The following is an 18,257-nucleotide window of genomic DNA, read 5'->3' as shown; positions in this document are numbered from 1 at the left end:
TTCGATTGACACGAAGTGTAAATCACCGTTAACGTTTCGTTAACAAATAGGGATAGCGGGGACGATGATCTCCTTACCGGCAAGGCTGCGCCTGCGCGCCGTCATGACAGCGATGATCGGATTGACGGCGGCGGCGATGGCTTCGGCCGCCTATGCCGGCCCCATGGCCACCGGCGGCATCACCTCGCAGCCGATCGGCCACTACGAGTTCTGTCAGGCCAACCAGGCCGAGTGCTCTGTCCGTCCCGCGGACCGTGGTCCGACCCGCATGACGCCTGAGCTGTGGGACATGCTGGTCGAGGTCTCTGCCGAGGTCAACGCCGCCGTCAAACCCATGAGCGATCTCGAAATCTACGGCAAGGAAGAAGTCTGGACCTATCCCGACAACGGTGTCGGTGACTGCGAGGACTATGTTCTGGAAAAGCGCCGTCAATTGCATGCGATGGGCGTTTCGCTGTCGAACCTCCTCATCACGGTGGTCCGCAAGCCCGATGGCGAGGGCCACGCGGTCCTGACCGTGCGCACCAGCAAGGGCGATTTCGTACTCGACAATCTGCGTGACGACGTTCGCTCATGGGAGCAGACCGGTTACCGCTTTTTGAAGCGGCAGGCATCGAATCACACCGGGCGCTGGGTTTCGATCCGCGACGATCAGCAGGTTCTGGTCGGTTCCGTCCAGTAACGCACAGCAAGCTTTCAGACAGCAGGCCGAACTGGCGGGGGGCGTTCCGCCGGGTGGCAGGATTGGAGCCTTCCCGCTTTTCCTGGAATAGCGGCGATATTCCAACTCGTTGAGGCCGGTGCAATTCCGGACATAAAACCGCGTCGCGGTGGAATTGCGCTATTGTTTCGTCGGATGCTCCAGCGCCTTGGCGAGCGACATTTTCGCACTTCCGGGCTTCAGCGGCTTCTGCTGCGAGGCGTCCGGCGCCCAGCCCGACAGCCATACAATCTGGAAACTTGCCCGGATGCGGCCGTCCGGATCGGAGAAGCGCTCGGCGTAGATTTCGGCCGCGCGGGTGAAAAGGGTGCGGGTGGCGGGGCGGCGCGTTCGGTCGGCAAGCGCATTGGTTTCGCCCATCGCGCGCAGGTCCGCCATCAGCGCGAATAGGTGATCGTAGCGCACCGTCATGGTCTCGACATCGGTGACCGGCAGCGCGAATCCCGCGCGCTGGAGCAGGGCGCCCGCGTCGCGCACATCGACGAAAGGAGCAACACGAGGACTGATGCCGCCGTAAAGCTCCGTTTCGGCGGCAAGCAGACTTTCGCGCAGTTCCGTCAGCGTGCCCGCGCCGGCGAGGGCGCCGAGGAACAGCCCGTCAGGTCGCAGCGCCCGCTTTATCTGCACCAGCATGCCGGGAATGTCGTTCATCGTCTGCATCGACATCAGCGAGACGGCGAGGTCGAGGCTCTGTGGTTCGAAAGGGACGGTCTCGAAGGGCGCGAACAGCGCATCATCGCCCCTGCAGAAGCCGGCCTCGCATTCCACCCTTGTGATGTGCCCGGCCTTGCCGGTTTCCGCCATCGCCTCGATTGCCGCCGGCGTCTGGCAAAACAGCGCCGCCGCCTCGCCGAACCGGCGCTCCACGGCCGAAAGCCGCTCGGCCAGTTCGCCGGCGACACGGCGCATCAGGAAGTCGCTGTCGGCCACCTTGCGGGCCAGCGCCCTGCGCTTGTGCGTCAGCCACAGGGCTGTATCGAAGAGGGTCTGCACCACGTATTGTGTTTCCAGCTTTTCTGCTACGTTTGCGAACTGGCAATCAGGTGGCTGATTGGAGGGGGGAGATCAAGGGGCTTGGCAAAACCATGCTCGAATGGCCGGCGCGAATCCTGTTTCCGCCGGTCTGTGCTGGCTGTCGCCGTCATGTCAGCCGGCCCGGCGTGCTGTGCGGCGCCTGCTGGCCGCGCCTTACCTTCCTGGAGAAACCCTGGTGCCCGGTGATGGGAACGCCGTTCTCCCACGATATGGGCGAGGGCTTCCTGTGCGGCGAGGCGCTCGCCGATCCGCCTCCGTTCGAGCGGTCCCGTTCGGCCGTCGTCTATAGCGGCGTGGCCTGCGACATGGTGCGTGGACTGAAATATCACGACCGGACCGACCTCGCGCCATGGATGGCCGAATGGATGCTGCGGGCGGGAAGCGAACTGCTGGCCGAGGCGGATATTATCGTGCCGGTGCCGCTGTACTGGCGACGGTTTTTCAAACGCAAGTTCAACCAGTCGGCCGAGCTTGCGCGGGCGCTGGCGAAAGCCTCGGGGCTGCGCTTCGAGCCGGCAGCGGTGACCCGCGTGCGCCAGACCCTGCCGCAGGTGGGGCTGGAACGGCGGGAGCGCGAGGACAATCTGCGCGGCGCCTTCCGTATCCCGCCGGAAGGGGCGCTCGCAATTGCGGGGCGCAGGGTGTTGCTCATCGATGACGTCTACACCACCGGAGCCACGGTCCGGGCCGTCACCGCGTCGCTGAAGAAGGGAGGTGCGGGCGCGGTCGATGTGCTCACCTTCGCCCGCGTGTTGCCGGCTGGTGGCGAGGGGGACTTCCAGCTTGATGCGACAGTGCTTATATAAGCCGCATAAAGAGGCAGGATTGTTGACCAATGGTCGATGTAAACATCTATACGCGCGCCATGTGCGGTTATTGCACGGCGGCCAAGCGGTTGCTGGAGCGCAAGGGCGTCGCCTATAACGAGCATGACGCCTCGTTCTCGCCTACGGTGCGTCAGGAAATGATTGCACGCACCAATGGCCGCACTACCTTTCCGCAGATATTCATCGGCAGCACGCATGTCGGCGGCTGCGACGATCTTCATGCGCTGGAAGCGGCGGGCAAGCTCGACGCCCTGCTGGCGCAAGGCGTCTGAAACGGAAGGATGACGCAGATGGGTGTGTTCAGGGCGGCGGCGGTGCAGATGCGTTCGGGCATGAGCCCGGATCGCAATGCGGCGGATATGGAAGCGCTGGTTCGGGAAGCGGCCGGTCTGGGCGCCACCTATGTGCAGACGCCTGAAATGACCGGCGCGATGGTGCGCGAAAAGGACGCCCGTGAAAAGCTGTTCGTATCGGAGGATCGCGACATCGTCGTCGCGACTGCGCGTCGGCTGGCCGCAGACCTCGGCATATTCCTGCATATAGGCTCCACGGCGATCCGGCGCGCGGACGGAAAGGTCGCCAATCGCGCGCTTCTGTTCTCCCCGAAGGGCGAAGTGCTCGCCACCTACGACAAGATCCACATGTTCGACGTCGATCTGGATCACGGCGAGAGCTGGCGTGAATCCGCGGCCTACGAACCCGGAACGCAGGCCGTGACCGCCGGGGTCGATGGCGTGAGGCTGGGCTTCGCGATCTGCTATGATCTGCGTTTCCCGCAGCTCTTCCGCACCGAAGCTCTGGCCGGAGCCGAGGTTCTGACCGTGCCGGCCGCCTTCACGCGCCAGACCGGCGAGGCGCACTGGCATGTGCTGCTGCGCGCGCGCGCCATCGAGAACGGGGCCTTCGTCGTCGCCGCCGCGCAGGGCGGGCAGCATGAAGACGGACGCGAGACTTTCGGCCACTCGCTGATCATCGATCCGTGGGGCCGCATCCTCGCCGAGGCCGATCACGACCGACCGGGGGTCATCGTGGCCCAGATCGACCCGGCCCAGTCGGCGGCGGCGCGCGGCAAGATACCCAATCTGAAGAACGCACGGGATTTCACTCTGGCGGACGCCGCCGGCCGGACAATCGAAAGGGCCGGGACTTGATCCGCTTTTCCCTCGTCTGCGAGTACGACCATGAGTTCGAGGCGTGGTTCCGCAGCAGCGATGACTTCGAGGTCCAGAAGAAGCGCGGCTTCGTCGATTGCCCGACCTGCGGCTCGTCCAGGGTTGACAAGGCGCTGATGGCGCCGGCCGTTTCCACTTCGGAAAAGAAGGAGAAGATGGCGCTGGCCATGGGCGACGCACAACGCCGGGCGCTGGAGGAGATGAAGGCGCTGGCGGCGAAGGTGCGCGAGAATACGGATTATGTCGGCGACAAATTCGCCGAGGAGGCCCGCAAGATTCATTTCGGCGAGGCCGATGCGCGCGGCATCTATGGCGAAGCGACGCTCGAAGAGGCCAAAGATCTTGCGGAAGACGGCGTCGAATTCATGCCGATCCCCGTTTTCCCCGACGACAGGAACTGAGCCGTCTGCGGGTTCGCGGCGTGGCCCAATCATCCTGGCCATCATTGACTCTTTTGCGCGCCCGGCCCGGCGGGGTAGCTTGACTGCATGAAAGCGCTCTGGGACTCGGCCGCCGGCCTTCTTGTGATCACCGGGTTTTTGCTCGGCGTCGGTCTTCCGCTCGGCAAGATCGCCTCCGCTGCGGGCGTTCATCCGGCGGTGTGGTCTTTCGTCATCTCGCTGGGCGCAGGCGGCGTGCTGCTGTGCGTTCTGCTTGTGCGCCGCCAGCGAACGAAGCTGACCGGGCATCGGCTTCGCTATTTTTTCATCGCCGCCGCTCTATCCTATGCTCTGCCCAATCTTGTCGTCTTCTCGGTCATTCCGAGGCTTGGCGCGGGCTATACCGGCATCATGTACACACTCTCGCCGGTGGTCACGCTGGCGTTTTCGCTGCTGCTCGGCACGCAGCGCCCCAACGCGCTCGGCATGGTTGGCATCGCCGTCGGCTTCGCCGGCGCCGCCATGGTTGCGATCACACGGGGCGAAGCCGCGCAGCCAGCCGATCCGGTCTGGGTGGCGATCGGTCTGCTTGTTCCCGTGTTGCTGGCGGCCGGCAACATCTACCGCACCATCGACTGGCCGGCGGATACGGGACCGACAGAACTTGCGGTGGGCAGCCATCTGGCCTCTGCGGCGATGCTGCTGGTCGCAATTGTTCTGGTTCCGGGGCTGTCAGCATTTGCGCCGCTGGCCGAGACGCCGGCTGCGACCATCGCTCAGGTTGTGGCCGCCGCCGCCATGTTCGCCTTCTATTTCCGGCTTCAGGCGGTGGGCGGGCCGGTCTATCTCAGCCAGATCAGCTATGTCGCCGCAGCCGTGGGGCTGTTTGCCGGCACGCTTTTTCTTAGCGAACACTATCGGTGGGAAACCTGGTTCGGCGCGCTGATCGTCATGGTCGGGGTCGCCGTCACCACCAGGGCGCAGAGAGCCGGCTTGCGGGAGCAGGCGGCGGGCTGACGTCCGCCGCCAACTTTCAGTTGGGTCAGGGTCTTTCGGCCAGCACCATATAGTTGACGTCCATGTCCTTCGAGCGCTGCCAGCGGTCCGCCAGCGGATGGTAGACGACGCCGGTGCGGTCAATGACGCCGAGACCGGCGGCGGCGAGCGCGCTCTCCAGTTCGTCCGGCCGCACCAGCTTGCCGAACTGATGGGTGCCGCGCGGCAGCCAGCGCAGCACATATTCCGCCCCGATGATGGCCAGCCCCAGCGCCTTCAGCGTGCGGTTGATGGTGGCGACGAACATGATGCCGCCCGGCTTGACCATTTCGCCGCACTTATCGATGAACAGGCCGATATCGGAAACGTGCTCCACCACTTCCATGTTGAGCACGACGTCGAATTTCTCGCCCGCATCGGCCAGGTCCTCGGCCGTGGTCGCGCGATAATCGATATCCACGCCGGATTCGGCAGCATGCAGTTTCGCAACTTCGATATTGGTGGCCGAGGCGTCGGCGCCGACCACCTGCGCGCCCAGGCGCGCCATCGGCTCGCACAGAAGCCCGCCGCCGCAGCCGATATCGAGTATGCGCAGGCCCTCGAACGGCCGCGCCGCATGCGTATCGCGGCCGAAGCGAAGGGCGATCTGGTCGCGGATGTAGGACAGGCGCACGGGATTGAACTTGTGCAGGGGTCGAAACTTGCCGTTCGGGTTCCACCATTCCGCCGCAAGCGCCGAAAAACGTTCAACTTCTCCGGAATCGATGGTCGATCGTCGGGTGTCGGACATGTCCCTGTTCTCCGTGAAGGCCTACGAAGTCGGGTCTGGGGCAGCGAAAGTCAAGACGGCATTTGCGCCGGCATGCGGCAATCGCTTGCGCAGAAAGCATGTTTTGGCTAAGGAGACCGCGCATCGGCACAAGGGTTTCTTCCGGGTGCCAGACAATTCATTTCGGGTCGTTCCCGGCATTCAAAGGCATTCCGCTTCCATGGCGCGTATCGTGATGAAATTCGGCGGGACTTCGGTCGCCGACATCGCCCGCATCCGCAATGTGGCGCGGCACGTCAAACGTGAGGTCGACTGCGGCCACGACGTCGCCGTCGTGGTTTCGGCCATGGCGGGCAAGACCAACGAACTCGTGGCCTGGACGCGTGAAGCCTCGCCCATGCACGATGCGCGCGAGTATGATGCCGTCGTCGCCTCGGGAGAGCAGGTCACGGCCGGACTGCTGGCGATCAGCTTGCAGAACATGGGCGTCAACGCCCGCTCCTGGCTTGGCTGGCAGATCCCGATCCGCACCGATAATGCGCACGGCGCGGCCCGCATTCAGGAAATAGACGGCTCCTTCCTCATCAAGCGTTTCGGCGAGGGACAGGTGGCCGTGATAGCCGGTTTCCAGGGGCTGTCGCCCGACAACCGCATTTCCACGCTCGGCCGTGGCGGTTCGGACACCAGCGCCGTGGCCATCGCCGCCGCCGTGAAAGCGGACCGTTGCGATATCTATACCGATGTGGACGGCGTCTACACGACCGATCCACGCATGGAGCCCAAGGCGCGCCGTCTCGACCGCATCACCTTCGAGGAGATGCTGGAAATGGCCTCGCTGGGCTCCAAGGTGCTGCAGGTGCGCTCGGTGGAGCTCGCCATGGTGCACAAGGTGCGCACCTTCGTGCGTTCGTCCTTCGTGGAGCCCGACGCCCCCGGCATGGACGATTTTCTCAATCCGCCTGGAACGCTCATTTGCGACGAGGATGAAATCGTGGAACAGCAGGTCGTCACCGGTATTGCCTACGCCAAGGACGAGGCGCAGATCTCGCTGCGCCGCGTCGCCGACCGTCCGGGTGTCGCCGCCGGCATTTTCGGGCCGCTGGCCGAGGCCGGCATCAATGTCGACATGATCGTCCAGAACATCTCCGAGGACGGCAAGTTCACGGACATGACCTTCACCGTGCCTTCCGGCGATGTCGCCAAGGCGCTGTCGGTTCTGGAGAAGGTGCGCGACACCATCGGCTACGACGTCATCCAGCATGACGAGGGCATGGCCAAGGTGTCGGTGATCGGCATCGGCATGCGCAGCCATGCCGGCGTCGCCGCCACGGCTTTCGAGGCGCTCTCGGAAAAGGGCATCAACATCCGCGCCATCACCACTTCGGAGATCAAGATCTCGATCCTGATCGACGGGCCGTATACGGAGCTTGCAGTACGCACGCTCCATTCCGTATACGATCTGGACAAGAGTTAAGGGCCGCGTGCCCGGCAGCGGGCCTTATCCGGCGCGCGGGACCGGACAGCGCGGCCATTGGAGGAAGACGCCGCTATGCGTGAAACGGCGGTCGGCCCACGCGTTCTGCTGAAACGGTTGCGCGAGCTCATGCAGGAGCCGCTGGAGCCGCAGGATCGACTCGACCGGATCGTGCGCGACATCGCCTCCAACATGGTGGCCGAGGTCTGCTCGCTCTATGTGCTGCGCGCCGATTCGGTGCTGGAGCTTTACGCCACCGAAGGCCTCAATCCGTCAGCGGTCCATCTCGTGCAACTGCGTCTCGGCCAGGGCCTGGTCGGCACCATCGCCGCCAGCGCACGGCCGCTCAATCTTTCCAACGCGCAGGAGCATCCTGCCTTCGCCTATCTGCCGGAGACGGGCGAGGAGATCTACCACTCGTTCCTTGGCGTGCCGCTGCTGCGCGCTGGACGTACGCTCGGCGTGCTCGTGGTTCAGAACAAGACCATGCGCACCTATCGCGACGACGAGGTCGAGGCGCTGGAAACGACGGCGATGGTGATCGCGGAAATGATCGCCACCGGCGATCTGGCGCGATTGTCGCGCCCGGGCCTCGAACTGGACCTCAAACGTCCGGTATCCTACGGCGGCGCTTCCTTCAACGACGGCATCGGGCTGGGCCATGTCGTGCTGCATGAGCCGCGCGTCGTCGTCACCAACCTGTTCAACGAGGACAGCGAGGAAGAAATCCGGCGTCTGGAAACGGCGCTGGGTTCGCTCAGGCTTTCCATCGACGACATGCTGGAGCGCCGCGACGTCGCCTTCGAGGGCGAGCATCGCGAAGTCCTGGAAGCCTACCGCATGTTCGCCAACGATCGCGGCTGGGTGCGGCGCCTGGAAGAGGCGATCCGCAACGGCCTGACGGCTGAAGCGGCGGTCGAGAAGGTCCAGAGCGACATGCGCGCGCGCATGATCCATATGACCGATCCCTATCTGCGCGAGCGGATGAGCGATTTCGACGACCTCGCCAACCGGCTGCTGCGCCAGCTCATGGGAACCGGGCCGGAGGACATCGCCGCCGCTCTGCCGAAGGATGCGATCATCGTGGCGCGCTCCATGGGAGCCGCCGAATTGCTCGACTATCCGCGCGAGAAACTGCGCGGTCTGGTGCTGGAGGACGGGGCGGCCACCAGCCATGTGGTGATCGTGGCGCGCGCCACCGGCATCCCGGTGGTCGGACAGGTCAAGGGCGCGGTGTCCATGGCCGAAAACGGCGACGCCATCATCGTGGACGGCGACGAGGGTTCGGTGCATCTGCGCCCGCAATCCGACCTTGAGGCCGCCTATGCGGAGAAAGTGCGGTTCCGTGCCCGTCGTCAGGAACTCTATCGGGAACTGCGCAACCAGCCCTCGGTTTCCAGAGACGGCGTTCACGTCGACCTGCTGATGAATGCGGGTCTGCTGGTCGATCTGCCGCAACTCGCCGAATCAGGCGCGGCCGGCATCGGCCTGTTCCGTACCGAGTTGCAGTTCATGGTCGCCTCGACCTTCCCGCGCGCCGAGAGCCAGGAGCAGCTCTATCGCGATGTGCTGGACGCCGCGCGCGGCAAGCCCGTCACCTTCCGCACGATCGATATCGGCGGCGACAAGGTGCTGCCCTATTTCAAGAACAACACGCAGGAAGAGAACCCGGCGCTTGGCTGGCGTGCGATCCGGCTGACGCTCGACCGACCAGGCCTGTTGCGCACCCAGATACGCGCGCTGCTCAAGGCGTCCGGGGGGCGCGAGCTGAAACTGATGCTGCCGATGGTGACGGAGCTGGGCGAAATCGCGCAGGCGCGCGAGATCATCGACCGAGAGGTTCGCCACCTTTCGCGGTTTGCCCATCTGCTGCCCAACAGCCTCAAGCTCGGCGCCATGATCGAGGTGCCGTCGCTGCTGTTCCAGCTCGACGAACTGATGAAGGCGGTGGATTTCGTCTCGGTCGGCTCCAACGACCTGTTCCAGTTCGTCATGGCGGTGGACCGCGGCAACACGCTGGTGGCGGATCGTTTCGATGTGCTTTCGGTGCCCTTCCTGCGGGTGCTGAAGACCATTGCCGATGCGGGCAGGCGCAACCATACGCCGGTGACGCTGTGCGGCGAGCTGGCCGGCAAGCCGATTTCTGCCATGGTCCTGATCGGACTGGGTTTCCGGTCGATCTCGATGTCGCCGGCCTCGATCGGCCCGGTCAAGGCGATGCTGGCGGAATTGCCTGTGGCGGAGCTCGAAGCCTTCTTCGCGGACAATCTGTCGGCCCCGGCCAACGACATTCCGATGCGGGCGCTGTTGCAGGCTTTCGCCGACGATCACTCCATTCCTCTTTAGACCGGCCACGGTGTCCGCATGAGTCTTCTGCCACGTGACCGCATGGATCAGGTCGTCAAGCGTTTCGAGATGCTCGAAGCGCAGATGGCGGCCGGGCCGGAACCCGACGCTTATGTGAAGATGGCCTCGGAATATTCCGAGATTCAGGATCTTGCGGGCAAGATCCGCGCCCTGCGGAGCGCCGAGCGCGAGCAGGCCGATCTTTCGGCCATGCTGGCCGACAAGGCGACCGATGCGGACATGCGCGAGCTGGCCGAAGCCGAACTGCCGGAGCTTGAAGAGCGCATAGAGGCGCTGGAGCGTGACATCCAGATATTGCTTCTGCCCAGGGACGCCGCCGACGAGAAGAACGCCATTCTGGAAATCCGCGCCGGCACCGGCGGCGACGAGGCCGCCCTTTTCGCAGGCGATCTTTTCCGCATGTATGAACGCTACGCCGCAGAGCACGGCTGGCGCTTCGAGATAATTTCGGCGAGCGAAGGCGACGCCGGCGGCTACAAGGAAATCATCGCCAGCGTTTCCGGCAAGGGCGTGTTCGCGCATCTGAAGTTCGAATCGGGGGTGCATCGGGTGCAGCGCGTGCCCGAGACCGAAGGGCAGGGGCGCATCCACACTTCCGCCGCCACCGTGGCGGTGCTTCCCGAGGCGGAGGAAGTCGACATCGACATCCGCGCCGAGGACATCCGCATCGACACCATGCGGGCGTCGGGCGCTGGTGGCCAGCACGTCAACACCACGGATTCGGCCGTGCGCATCACCCATCTGCCAACCGGCATCATGGTCGTTTCGGCGGAGAAGTCGCAGCATCAGAACCGGGCGCGGGCCATGCAGATCCTGCGTGCGCGCCTGTTCGACATGGAGCGCGGCCGCGCCGAGGAGGAGCGCTCCGAATCGCGCAAGTCGCAGGTTGGTTCCGGTGACCGTTCCGAGCGCATCCGCACCTACAACTTTCCGCAGGGGCGGGTGACCGATCATCGCATCAACCTCACCCTTTACAAGCTCGACCGGGTGATGATGGGTGAAATGGACGATATCATCGATGCGCTCATCGCAGATCACCAGTCGAAGCTGCTTGCCAACATGAGCGAAAGCTGAGGCCGTCGTGACGGCTTCCGGTGCGCCCACGACCCTTGCTGATTTGCTGCGATCCGCTCGCCGGAAGCTCGCCGCGTGCGGCGTCGAGGATGCGGCGCTCGATTCGCGGTTGCTGATCGAGCATTTCACCGGCGCCAGCCGCAGCGACGCCATTGCGCGGCCGGCAACGGTCATCGAATCAGGTGTTGCGGCCCGGGTGGAGGAAGCGCTGGAGCGCCGATGCCGGGGCGAGCCTGTCCATCGCATTTTGGGGTTCCGCGAGTTTTACGGTCTGCGCCTGTCGCTTTCGCCTGAAACGCTGGAACCGCGTCCGGATACAGAAGTTCTTGTCGACGCCCTGCTGCCTTTCATGCGCGATGTGGCCGCGCGCGAGGGTGGATGCCGGGTGCTCGATCTTGGGACGGGCACCGGGGCCATTGCGCTGGCCCTTCTCGCCAATGTGCAGCAGGCGACGGCGACGGGTGTCGACATTTCGGACGACGCCCTGGCGACGGCAACCCGCAATGCTGCCGATCTCGGGCTTTCCGACCGCTTCACCGCTCGGAAATCGGATTGGTTCGCGCAAATTTCAGGCCGCTACAGTGTAATTGCCTCAAATCCTCCCTATATCGGTTCAGGAGAAATCGCGGCGTTGCAGAAGGAAGTGCGGCTGTTCGATCCGCTTCGCGCCCTCGATGGCGGTGAAGATGGGCTTGACCCCTACCGGATCATCGCGACGGGTGCCGCGTTCCATCTAGAACAGGGCGGATTGATCGCCGTCGAGATCGGCAGCACGCAGCGTGTGGATGTCAGCGCCATATTCGAGAGAGAAGGTTTCGGTCCCGCACGCGTGGTGGCCGACCTGGCCGGAAATGACAGGGTTTTACTGTTCGCAACTGCGTAAACAGCCTGTGTCCGCGACGAAATAACGCTTGGCAAGGTCTGCAAATATGGATAGGGTCACCTCAGCCGGATGAGTTGAAGCGGGCAGGTCTCCCAGAGATTCGGTTCCCTTGGACATAGCTGCCTCTCGCGCGAATGGGCGCTGAATGCTTCGCGGGGAATCATCCGGCAAGTGTTATGTGACCGGGACAAGGTGGCACGTGGCGCCAACGCAATCGATGCGGGCGAGCACCGGCGGGATAGCAGATCGGCAGGCCTTGTGAGCACTGCCGTCGCGATAGGTTTTCTTGATTTCCAACTGAAGAGACTCGGATGAGGCCACAACAGCAGAACAGGCGCATGCGCGGCCGTAACAACGGCGGCAATAACAATAATAACAACAACAATCGCAAGGGGCCGAACCCGCTCAGCCGCAACTATGAGAGCAACGGGCCGGACGTGAAGATTCGCGGTTCCGCGCAGCAGATCGCCGAGAAATATGCAGCGCTGGCGCGTGACGCCATGAGCTCCGGCGACCGCGTGATTGCCGAGAATTATCTCCAGCATGCCGAGCATTACAACCGTATCATCGCCGCCGCTCAGGCGCAGATGCCGATCCAGAACACGCAGCCGTCGCGCGACGATTTCGACGACGAGATCGACGAGGACAACGAGGCCGAGGCCGCCCCGGTCAACGGCGCCGAGGCTCACGCTCCGGCGGCGGCGGCCAACGGCTCCGGCCCGCAGCCGGAGATCGAAGGCGTTCCGGCCGAAGTGGCGCTGAACACCGAGACGCCAGGCGAAAACCGGGGCAACCGCGAAGGCGGCAGGAACCGTGAACGTGCAGGCGGTCGCGGAGAGCGCCGTCCGCGTGAGGCGCGCCATAAGGACAAGGAAGCTGGGGAGGAGGCCGCTCAGGTCGAGGTGTCTGCTCCCGCTGTCGCCGAAGAGCTTGCGGCAGTTCCCGCGCAGCCTGCGGCGGATCTCAGCCCGGCCGCCCTCGCCGCCGCAGCGGAAGTCAAGGAAGCCGAAGCGGACGCTCCGGCCAAGCCACGTCGCCCGCGCAAGCCGCGCGTCACCGCAGCCGCGAAGGAAGCCGCCGAGACCGAATCCGCAGAAACGCCCGTCTCGGAAGGCTAACTGCGGCTTTGCATTCATGAGTTCAGCGGCGGGGAGCGATCTCCGCCGCTTTTGTCTGGTCTGATGGCGCATGCGGCGAAAGGGCTGGAAAAATTCACTTCCCGGCTCTCGCGGGCTCCTTGAGAGAGACTGTACAGCGCCCCATATCTGTTGAGGAATTGGACCCGGCCCGGTCGGGCGGGTTCGTCACCGCAATCTGATCCGGCGCCGCAAAGCGGGCCGGTGAGGGAAGGAGACAGGTATGAATCTTGAAAAATATTCCGAGCGCGTGCGTGGCTTCATCCAGTCGGCGCAGCAATATGCTCTCAACCGCAACAATCAGCAGTTCACGCCGGAACATGTTCTCAAGGCATTGATCGATGACGAGGAAGGCTTCGCCTCCTCGCTGATCGAGCGCGCCGGTGGACGCCCGCGCGACGTGGAACTCGGCGTCGATGCGGCGCTGGAGGCGTTGCCGCGCGTCGAAGGCGGCAACGGCCAGCTTTATCTGGCCCAGCCGCTGGCAAAGGTGTTTTCCACGGCCGAGGAACTGGCGAAGAAGGCCGGCGACAGCTTCGTCACCGTCGAGCGCCTCCTCCAGGCGCTGGTCATGGAGAAATCGGCCAAAACTTCCGATATCCTGACGAAGGCCAGGGTCACCTCGCAGGCGCTCAATCAGGTCATCAACGACATCCGCAAGGGCCGCACGGCCGATTCGGCCAGTGCAGAACAGGGCTATGACGCGTTGAAGAAATATGCGCGCGACCTGACTGCCGATGCACGCTCTGGCAAGCTCGATCCGGTCATCGGTCGCGACGACGAGATTCGCCGCACCATCCAGGTGTTGTCGCGGCGCACCAAGAACAACCCCGTTCTGATCGGTGAGCCGGGCGTCGGCAAGACGGCCATCGCCGAAGGGCTGGCGTTGCGAATCGTCAATGGCGACGTTCCCGAATCGCTGAAGGACAAGCAGTTGATGGCGCTCGACATGGGCGCGCTGATTGCGGGTGCGAAGTATCGCGGCGAGTTCGAGGAGCGGCTGAAGGCCGTGCTCAACGAGGTTACCGCGGCGGCCGGCGGCATTATCCTGTTCATCGACGAAATGCACACGCTGGTCGGCGCGGGCAAGGCCGATGGCGCGATGGACGCCTCCAACCTGCTCAAGCCTGCTCTGGCGCGTGGCGAACTGCACTGCGTTGGCGCCACCACGCTCGATGAGTACCGCAAATACATCGAAAAGGACGCAGCGCTGGCGCGCCGCTTTCAGCCGGTTTTCGTGGACGAGCCGACGGTCGAGGATACGATCTCGATCCTGCGCGGTCTGAAGGAGAAATACGAGCAGCACCACAAGGTGCGCATCTCCGACTCGGCTCTGGTTTCGGCCGCGACCCTGTCAAATCGTTATATCTCCGACCGCTTCCTGCCCGACAAGGCCATCGACCTTGTCGATGAGGCGGCGTCGCGACTGCGCATGCAGGTGGATTCGAAGCCCGAGGCGCTGGACGAGATCGACCGCCGCATCATGCAGCTCAAGATCGAGCGCGAGGCGCTGAAGGTCGAAAAGGATGAAGCGTCGAAGGATCGGCTGGCAAGGCTTGAAAAAGAGCTGACCGACCTCGAAGAGGAATCCTCCGGGCTGACCGCCAAGTGGCAATCCGAAAAGCAGAAGCTTGGCCTTGCCGCCGATCTCAAGAAGGAGCTGGACGCTGCCCGCAACGAGCTGGCTATCGCCCAGCGCAAGGGCGAATTTCAGCGCGCCGGCGAACTGGCCTATGGCAGGATCCCGGAGCTTGAAAAGAAGCTGACGGAAGCCGAGGCGCATGACGGCGCGCCGGGCGGTATGGTCGAGGAAGTGGTCACGCCCGATCATGTGGCGCATATCGTGTCGCGCTGGACGGGTATTCCGGTCGACAAGATGCTGGAAGGCGAGCGCGAAAAGCTGCTGCGCATGGAAGACGAGCTTGGAAAGCGCGTCGTCGGCCAGGGCGAGGCGGTTCAGGCGGTGTCGAAGGCCGTGCGGCGCGCCCGCGCCGGTTTGCAGGACCCGAACCGGCCGATCGGCTCATTCATGTTTCTTGGCCCCACCGGCGTCGGCAAGACCGAGCTCACCAAGGCGCTGGCCTCCTTCCTGTTCGATGACGAGAACGCCATGGTGCGCATCGACATGTCGGAATTCATGGAAAAGCACTCCGTGTCCCGGCTGATCGGCGCGCCTCCCGGCTATGTCGGCTATGAAGAAGGTGGGACCCTGACGGAAGCGGTGCGCCGCCGGCCCTATCAGGTCGTGCTGTTCGACGAGATCGAGAAGGCGCATCCGGACGTGTTCAACGTGCTGTTGCAGGTGCTCGACGACGGTCGCCTGACCGACGGGCAGGGTCGCACGGTCGACTTCCGCAATACGCTCATCATCATGACCTCGAATCTGGGGGCGCAATATCTGGTGGATCTGCGGGACGATCAGGATGTGGACGTGGTGCGCGACGAGGTGATGAACGTCGTCAAGTCTTCGTTCCGGCCCGAGTTCCTCAACCGGGTGGACGAGGTGATCCTGTTCCATCGCCTGCGCCGTGAGGACATGGGCAAGATCGTCGAAATCCAGCTCAAGCGGCTGGAGAATCTGCTTGTCGATCGCAAGATCCGCCTCGACCTCGATGCCGAGGCGATCGAATGGCTGGCGCAGAAGGGCTACGATCCGGCCTATGGCGCGCGCCCCCTCAAGCGCGTCATCCAGAAGGAACTGCAGGACCCGCTGGCGGAGAAAATCCTTGGCGGGGAAATCCTCGACGGCTCCGCCGTCAAGGTGACGGCCGGTTCCGATCGCCTGAACTTCCGCAGCAAGGCTGGCGGGAGCGACGAAGCCCAGGCCGCGTAAGCCCGGCTCAAGCCGGACCGGCTAAACAGATGGCCGCAGCGATGCGGCCATCTTCATGCCCGGTTCATCTTGGAAATCTATCGTGATTGGTCGATCCGGGGGCGATGAGGCCCCGAAATCTTGATTCGCCCGGCGACGGGCGCTGGAATGCATGGAGAGCTTTGCCTGCATGTCGCATATCTTGCTGTCTGTTTCGGCGATAGCCGCTCTGCTTTTTTCGGCCGATGCGATGGCGTCGCGCGGTGGAAGCCATGCCGATGCCGCGCCGAAGTCCGAACAGGCCGCTGCTTCCATCATGCTGGCGCAGTCGGGAGACCTCGAGGTCTATTATGACGGCCTTGGCAACAGGGTGATCGTCGATTCCTACACGGGCGAGGTCATCGCCGTGGAGCCGCCCGACACACGCGGGGACAGGCGCGCAATGCGACGCCAGCAGGGTCGGCGGTTCGAGCGGCAGGAACGCTATTACAATGATGATCCCGATGACATGGAGCGTTTCCTGCAAAGGCAGCGTGAAGAGGAAGCGCGGATCTACGATCCCTATTCGAGCGGCGGATACGAGATATATCCCGACGCGCCGGGCGAAATTCATCGTGGCTCGCCGGAGGATTTGCAGCAGGGAGGCGGACAGCGGAATATCGAGCGCCGCCCGCTCGAAGAAGCGTCTCTGGAGCCTGCCCGCCGCGAGGAAGCAAAGCCCTTAGCGCCCGGCACGCGGGTCGATTCATCTCTTGCGCTGGGAGGACGGGAGGAAATCGCCGCCTTGCAGGTCCTGCTCGATCGCGTCGGCGCATCGCCGGGCGTCATTGACGGGCGCTTCGGTTCCAATGTGGAAAAGGCGCTGGCCGCCTATCGCGATATCACAGGTCAGACGCTGCGCTCGACCGACGCCATAGCCATTACAGAGGCCCTGGCGAATACAGGCGGAGACGCTTTCTCACTCTACGAGATCACCAATGAGGATGCGGCCGGCCCTTATATCGCCTCGGTGCCGGAAGATTACAGTCACAAGGCCCAGCTTGAGCATATGTCCTACACCTCGGTGACCGAGGCGTTGGCCGAGCGTTTCCACATGGACGAGGCCTATCTCAAGGCGCTCAACCCGGAAGCCAATTTCAACAGGCCGGGAACGATCATCAAGGTCGCCAATTTCGGCCGGCTGGTCTCCACGCCGGTGGCGCGGATCACCGCGGACAAGGCGGCCAAGCAGGTGCGCGCCTACGACGAAAACGGCAAGCTCGTGGCGGCCTATCCGGCCACCATCGGGTCTTCGGCGACGCCTTCACCCTCCGGCGTTCATGCTGTGACGCGAATTGCGGTCAATCCGAACTATACCTACAATCCCAGGATCAACTTCAAGCAGGGCGAAAACGACAAGGTGCTGACCATTCCGCCGGGGCCGAATGGCCCGGTCGGCTCGATCTGGATTGCGCTGGACAAGCCGACCTACGGCATCCACGGCACGCCCGAACCCTCCAAGATCGGCAAGACGTCCAGCCATGGCTGCGTGCGCCTGACCAACTGGGATGCGGCTGAACTTGCCAAGCTGGTGAAGCCGGGCGTCATCGTCGAATTCATCGATTGAACTGAAGCCGGACAACGGCTTTCGAAAGCCGTTCAGCCCTCGACCTTGTTGGCGCTGGCCACCTTGAGCGTGTTGCGGTCCTGCTGCCGCAACAATTCGTCGATCCGCTCGCGCTCGCGCTTGAAGGTGGTGAGTTCCTCGCCTTTCAGAACCTTGCCGACAGGCAGGCGTACGCGCATGGGGTCGACCTTGGTGCCGTTGACGATCAGCTCGTAGTGGAGGTGGGGGCCGGTCGACAGGCCGGTGGAGCCGACATAACCGATCACCTGACCTTGCCTTACCCGTGCGCCGGCGGCGATGTTCTTGGCGAAGGCGCTCTGGTGGTTGTAGGAGCTGACATAGCCGTTGGCGTGGCGGATCATGATCTGCTTGCCATAACCGCCGGCCCATCCGGCTTTTTCCACGACGCCGTTGCCGGAAGCGATGATCGGGGTTCCGCGCGGGGCTGCCCAGTCCACGCCGGTGTGCATGCGGGTATAGCCGAGGATCGGATGCCTGCGTCCGCCGAACCCCGATCGGAACTTTCCGTTTGGCACCGGATTTCGCAGCAGGAACTGCTGGGCGCTGGAGCCGTTTTCGTCGAAATAGTCGAACGAGCCGTCCTCGGCGCGGAAGCGGTAGAAATTGCGGGTCTGGCCGCCAATATTGGCCGAGACATATAGCAGCTCGGAATTTTCGGAAGCCTCGCCGTCTTCGTCAGGCTGCGAGAACAGAGCTTCGAGGCGATCGGACGCCGTGGTGCGCGACTGGAAATCGACGTTCGAGGCAAGCAGCCTGATCAGACGCTGGGTCATGTCTTTCGACATGCCGTAGGAATAGGCGGCCCGGTATATGCCGTCATAGATGGTTGGCAGGTTGCCGCGTGACTGCACCGGGGGCGAATCGTCGAAAGCAGTCAGCAGTTCGGGATTCGGTTCGGGCTCGCGGGCCGGTACATATTGTCCGTCATCGCCGCGCGCGATGGTCACGATATGGCGCGTCTTGTCGTAGACGCCGGTGCGCACC

Annotated in this window: 16 protein-coding genes (1 of these 16 cut by a window edge); 13 read left to right on the top strand and 3 right to left on the bottom strand. The window is 63.7% G+C overall.

Annotated elements, in window-relative coordinates; genetic code table 11:
• The first annotated feature begins 64 nt into the window (after positions 1–64).
• Positions 65–682, top strand: coding sequence for a transglutaminase-like cysteine peptidase (locus ABID44_RS14450; RefSeq protein WP_378226853.1), 618 nt, complete (start codon positions 65–67; stop codon positions 680–682).
• A gap of 159 nt (positions 683–841) precedes the next feature.
• Here ABID44_RS14450 and ABID44_RS14445 read toward each other — a convergent pair whose 3' ends face one another.
• A complete protein-coding gene (locus ABID44_RS14445) occupies positions 842–1,714 on the bottom strand; it encodes a methyltransferase domain-containing protein (RefSeq protein WP_354152425.1) in 873 nt (290 codons plus the stop codon).
• Between the two features lie 92 nt (positions 1,715–1,806).
• Between ABID44_RS14445 and ABID44_RS14440 the strand changes: the two genes are divergently transcribed.
• The 5 genes from ABID44_RS14440 to ABID44_RS14420 all read left to right on the top strand — a co-directional run bounded on the left by ABID44_RS14440 (position 1,807) and on the right by ABID44_RS14420 (position 5,152).
• The gene (locus tag ABID44_RS14440; RefSeq protein WP_354152424.1) at positions 1,807–2,562 is read left to right on the top strand and encodes a double zinc ribbon domain-containing protein; all 756 of its coding nucleotides are present in this window, start codon (positions 1,807–1,809) and stop codon (positions 2,560–2,562) included.
• A 29-nt stretch (positions 2,563–2,591) separates the two neighbouring features.
• Positions 2,592–2,855 carry a glutaredoxin 3 gene (gene grxC, locus ABID44_RS14435; protein WP_354152412.1) on the top strand — a complete coding sequence of 88 codons (264 nt, stop codon included), beginning with the start codon at positions 2,592–2,594 and terminating at the stop codon, positions 2,853–2,855.
• Positions 2,856–2,873: 18 nt separating this feature from the next.
• A complete protein-coding gene (locus ABID44_RS14430; RefSeq protein ID WP_354152411.1) occupies positions 2,874–3,734 on the top strand; it encodes a carbon-nitrogen hydrolase family protein in 861 nt (286 codons plus the stop codon).
• The gene (locus ABID44_RS14425; protein WP_354152410.1) at positions 3,731–4,156 is read left to right on the top strand and encodes a DUF1178 family protein; all 426 of its coding nucleotides are present in this window, start codon (positions 3,731–3,733) and stop codon (positions 4,154–4,156) included. Before ABID44_RS14430 ends, ABID44_RS14425 begins: the two co-directional genes overlap by 4 nt.
• A gap of 87 nt (positions 4,157–4,243) precedes the next feature.
• Positions 4,244–5,152, top strand: coding sequence for a DMT family transporter (locus tag ABID44_RS14420; protein ID WP_354152409.1), 909 nt, complete (start codon positions 4,244–4,246; stop codon positions 5,150–5,152).
• 25 nt (positions 5,153–5,177) lie between these two features.
• Here the strand turns inward: ABID44_RS14420 and ubiG are convergent, their stop codons facing one another.
• Positions 5,178–5,921, bottom strand: a complete 744-nt coding sequence (gene ubiG / locus ABID44_RS14415) for a bifunctional 2-polyprenyl-6-hydroxyphenol methylase/3-demethylubiquinol 3-O-methyltransferase UbiG (protein ID WP_354152408.1) — start codon at positions 5,919–5,921, stop codon at positions 5,178–5,180.
• A gap of 199 nt (positions 5,922–6,120) precedes the next feature.
• On the opposite strand from ubiG, the gene ABID44_RS14410 reads away from it, so the two are divergent.
• The 7 genes from ABID44_RS14410 to ABID44_RS14380 all read left to right on the top strand — a co-directional run bounded on the left by ABID44_RS14410 (position 6,121) and on the right by ABID44_RS14380 (position 17,252).
• Entirely contained in the window at positions 6,121–7,374 is a 1,254-nt protein-coding gene (locus ABID44_RS14410; RefSeq protein WP_354152407.1) for an aspartate kinase, read from the top strand.
• Between the two features lie 75 nt (positions 7,375–7,449).
• Positions 7,450–9,720 carry a phosphoenolpyruvate--protein phosphotransferase gene (ptsP, locus tag ABID44_RS14405; RefSeq protein ID WP_354152406.1) on the top strand — a complete coding sequence of 757 codons (2,271 nt, stop codon included), beginning with the start codon at positions 7,450–7,452 and terminating at the stop codon, positions 9,718–9,720.
• 18 nt (positions 9,721–9,738) lie between these two features.
• Entirely contained in the window at positions 9,739–10,815 is a 1,077-nt protein-coding gene (gene prfA, locus ABID44_RS14400) for a peptide chain release factor 1 (RefSeq protein ID WP_354152405.1), read from the top strand.
• A 7-nt stretch (positions 10,816–10,822) separates the two neighbouring features.
• Positions 10,823–11,698: a peptide chain release factor N(5)-glutamine methyltransferase gene (gene prmC, locus ABID44_RS14395; protein ID WP_354152404.1), complete on the top strand. Its 876-nt coding sequence runs from the start codon at positions 10,823–10,825 to the stop codon at positions 11,696–11,698.
• A 311-nt stretch (positions 11,699–12,009) separates the two neighbouring features.
• Positions 12,010–12,816 (top strand): DUF4167 domain-containing protein, encoded by an 807-nt coding sequence (locus tag ABID44_RS14390; RefSeq protein WP_354152403.1) that lies wholly within the window; start codon positions 12,010–12,012, stop codon positions 12,814–12,816.
• 241 nt (positions 12,817–13,057) lie between these two features.
• Complete coding sequence (gene clpB, locus ABID44_RS14385) at positions 13,058–15,667, top strand: ATP-dependent chaperone ClpB (RefSeq protein ID WP_354152402.1); 2,610 nt, start codon at positions 13,058–13,060, stop codon at positions 15,665–15,667.
• A gap of 169 nt (positions 15,668–15,836) precedes the next feature.
• Complete coding sequence (locus ABID44_RS14380; RefSeq protein ID WP_354152401.1) at positions 15,837–17,252, top strand: L,D-transpeptidase family protein; 1,416 nt, start codon at positions 15,837–15,839, stop codon at positions 17,250–17,252.
• 32 nt (positions 17,253–17,284) lie between these two features.
• Here ABID44_RS14380 and ABID44_RS14375 read toward each other — a convergent pair whose 3' ends face one another.
• Positions 17,285–18,257, bottom strand: partial view of a M23 family metallopeptidase gene (locus ABID44_RS14375; RefSeq protein ID WP_354152400.1) — the end only. The gene runs 995 nt beyond the window's last position; only the last 973 of its 1,968 coding nucleotides appear in the window; the start codon falls outside the window, past its right edge — the gene reads right to left on this strand; it ends in the stop codon at positions 17,285–17,287.

Source organism: Aquamicrobium ahrensii (assembly GCF_040545755.1).
Lineage (GTDB): Bacteria > Pseudomonadota > Alphaproteobacteria > Rhizobiales > Rhizobiaceae > Mesorhizobium > Mesorhizobium ahrensii.
Note: the sequence above shows the minus strand (reverse complement) of the source record. Positions and strands in the feature narration are given on the sequence as shown.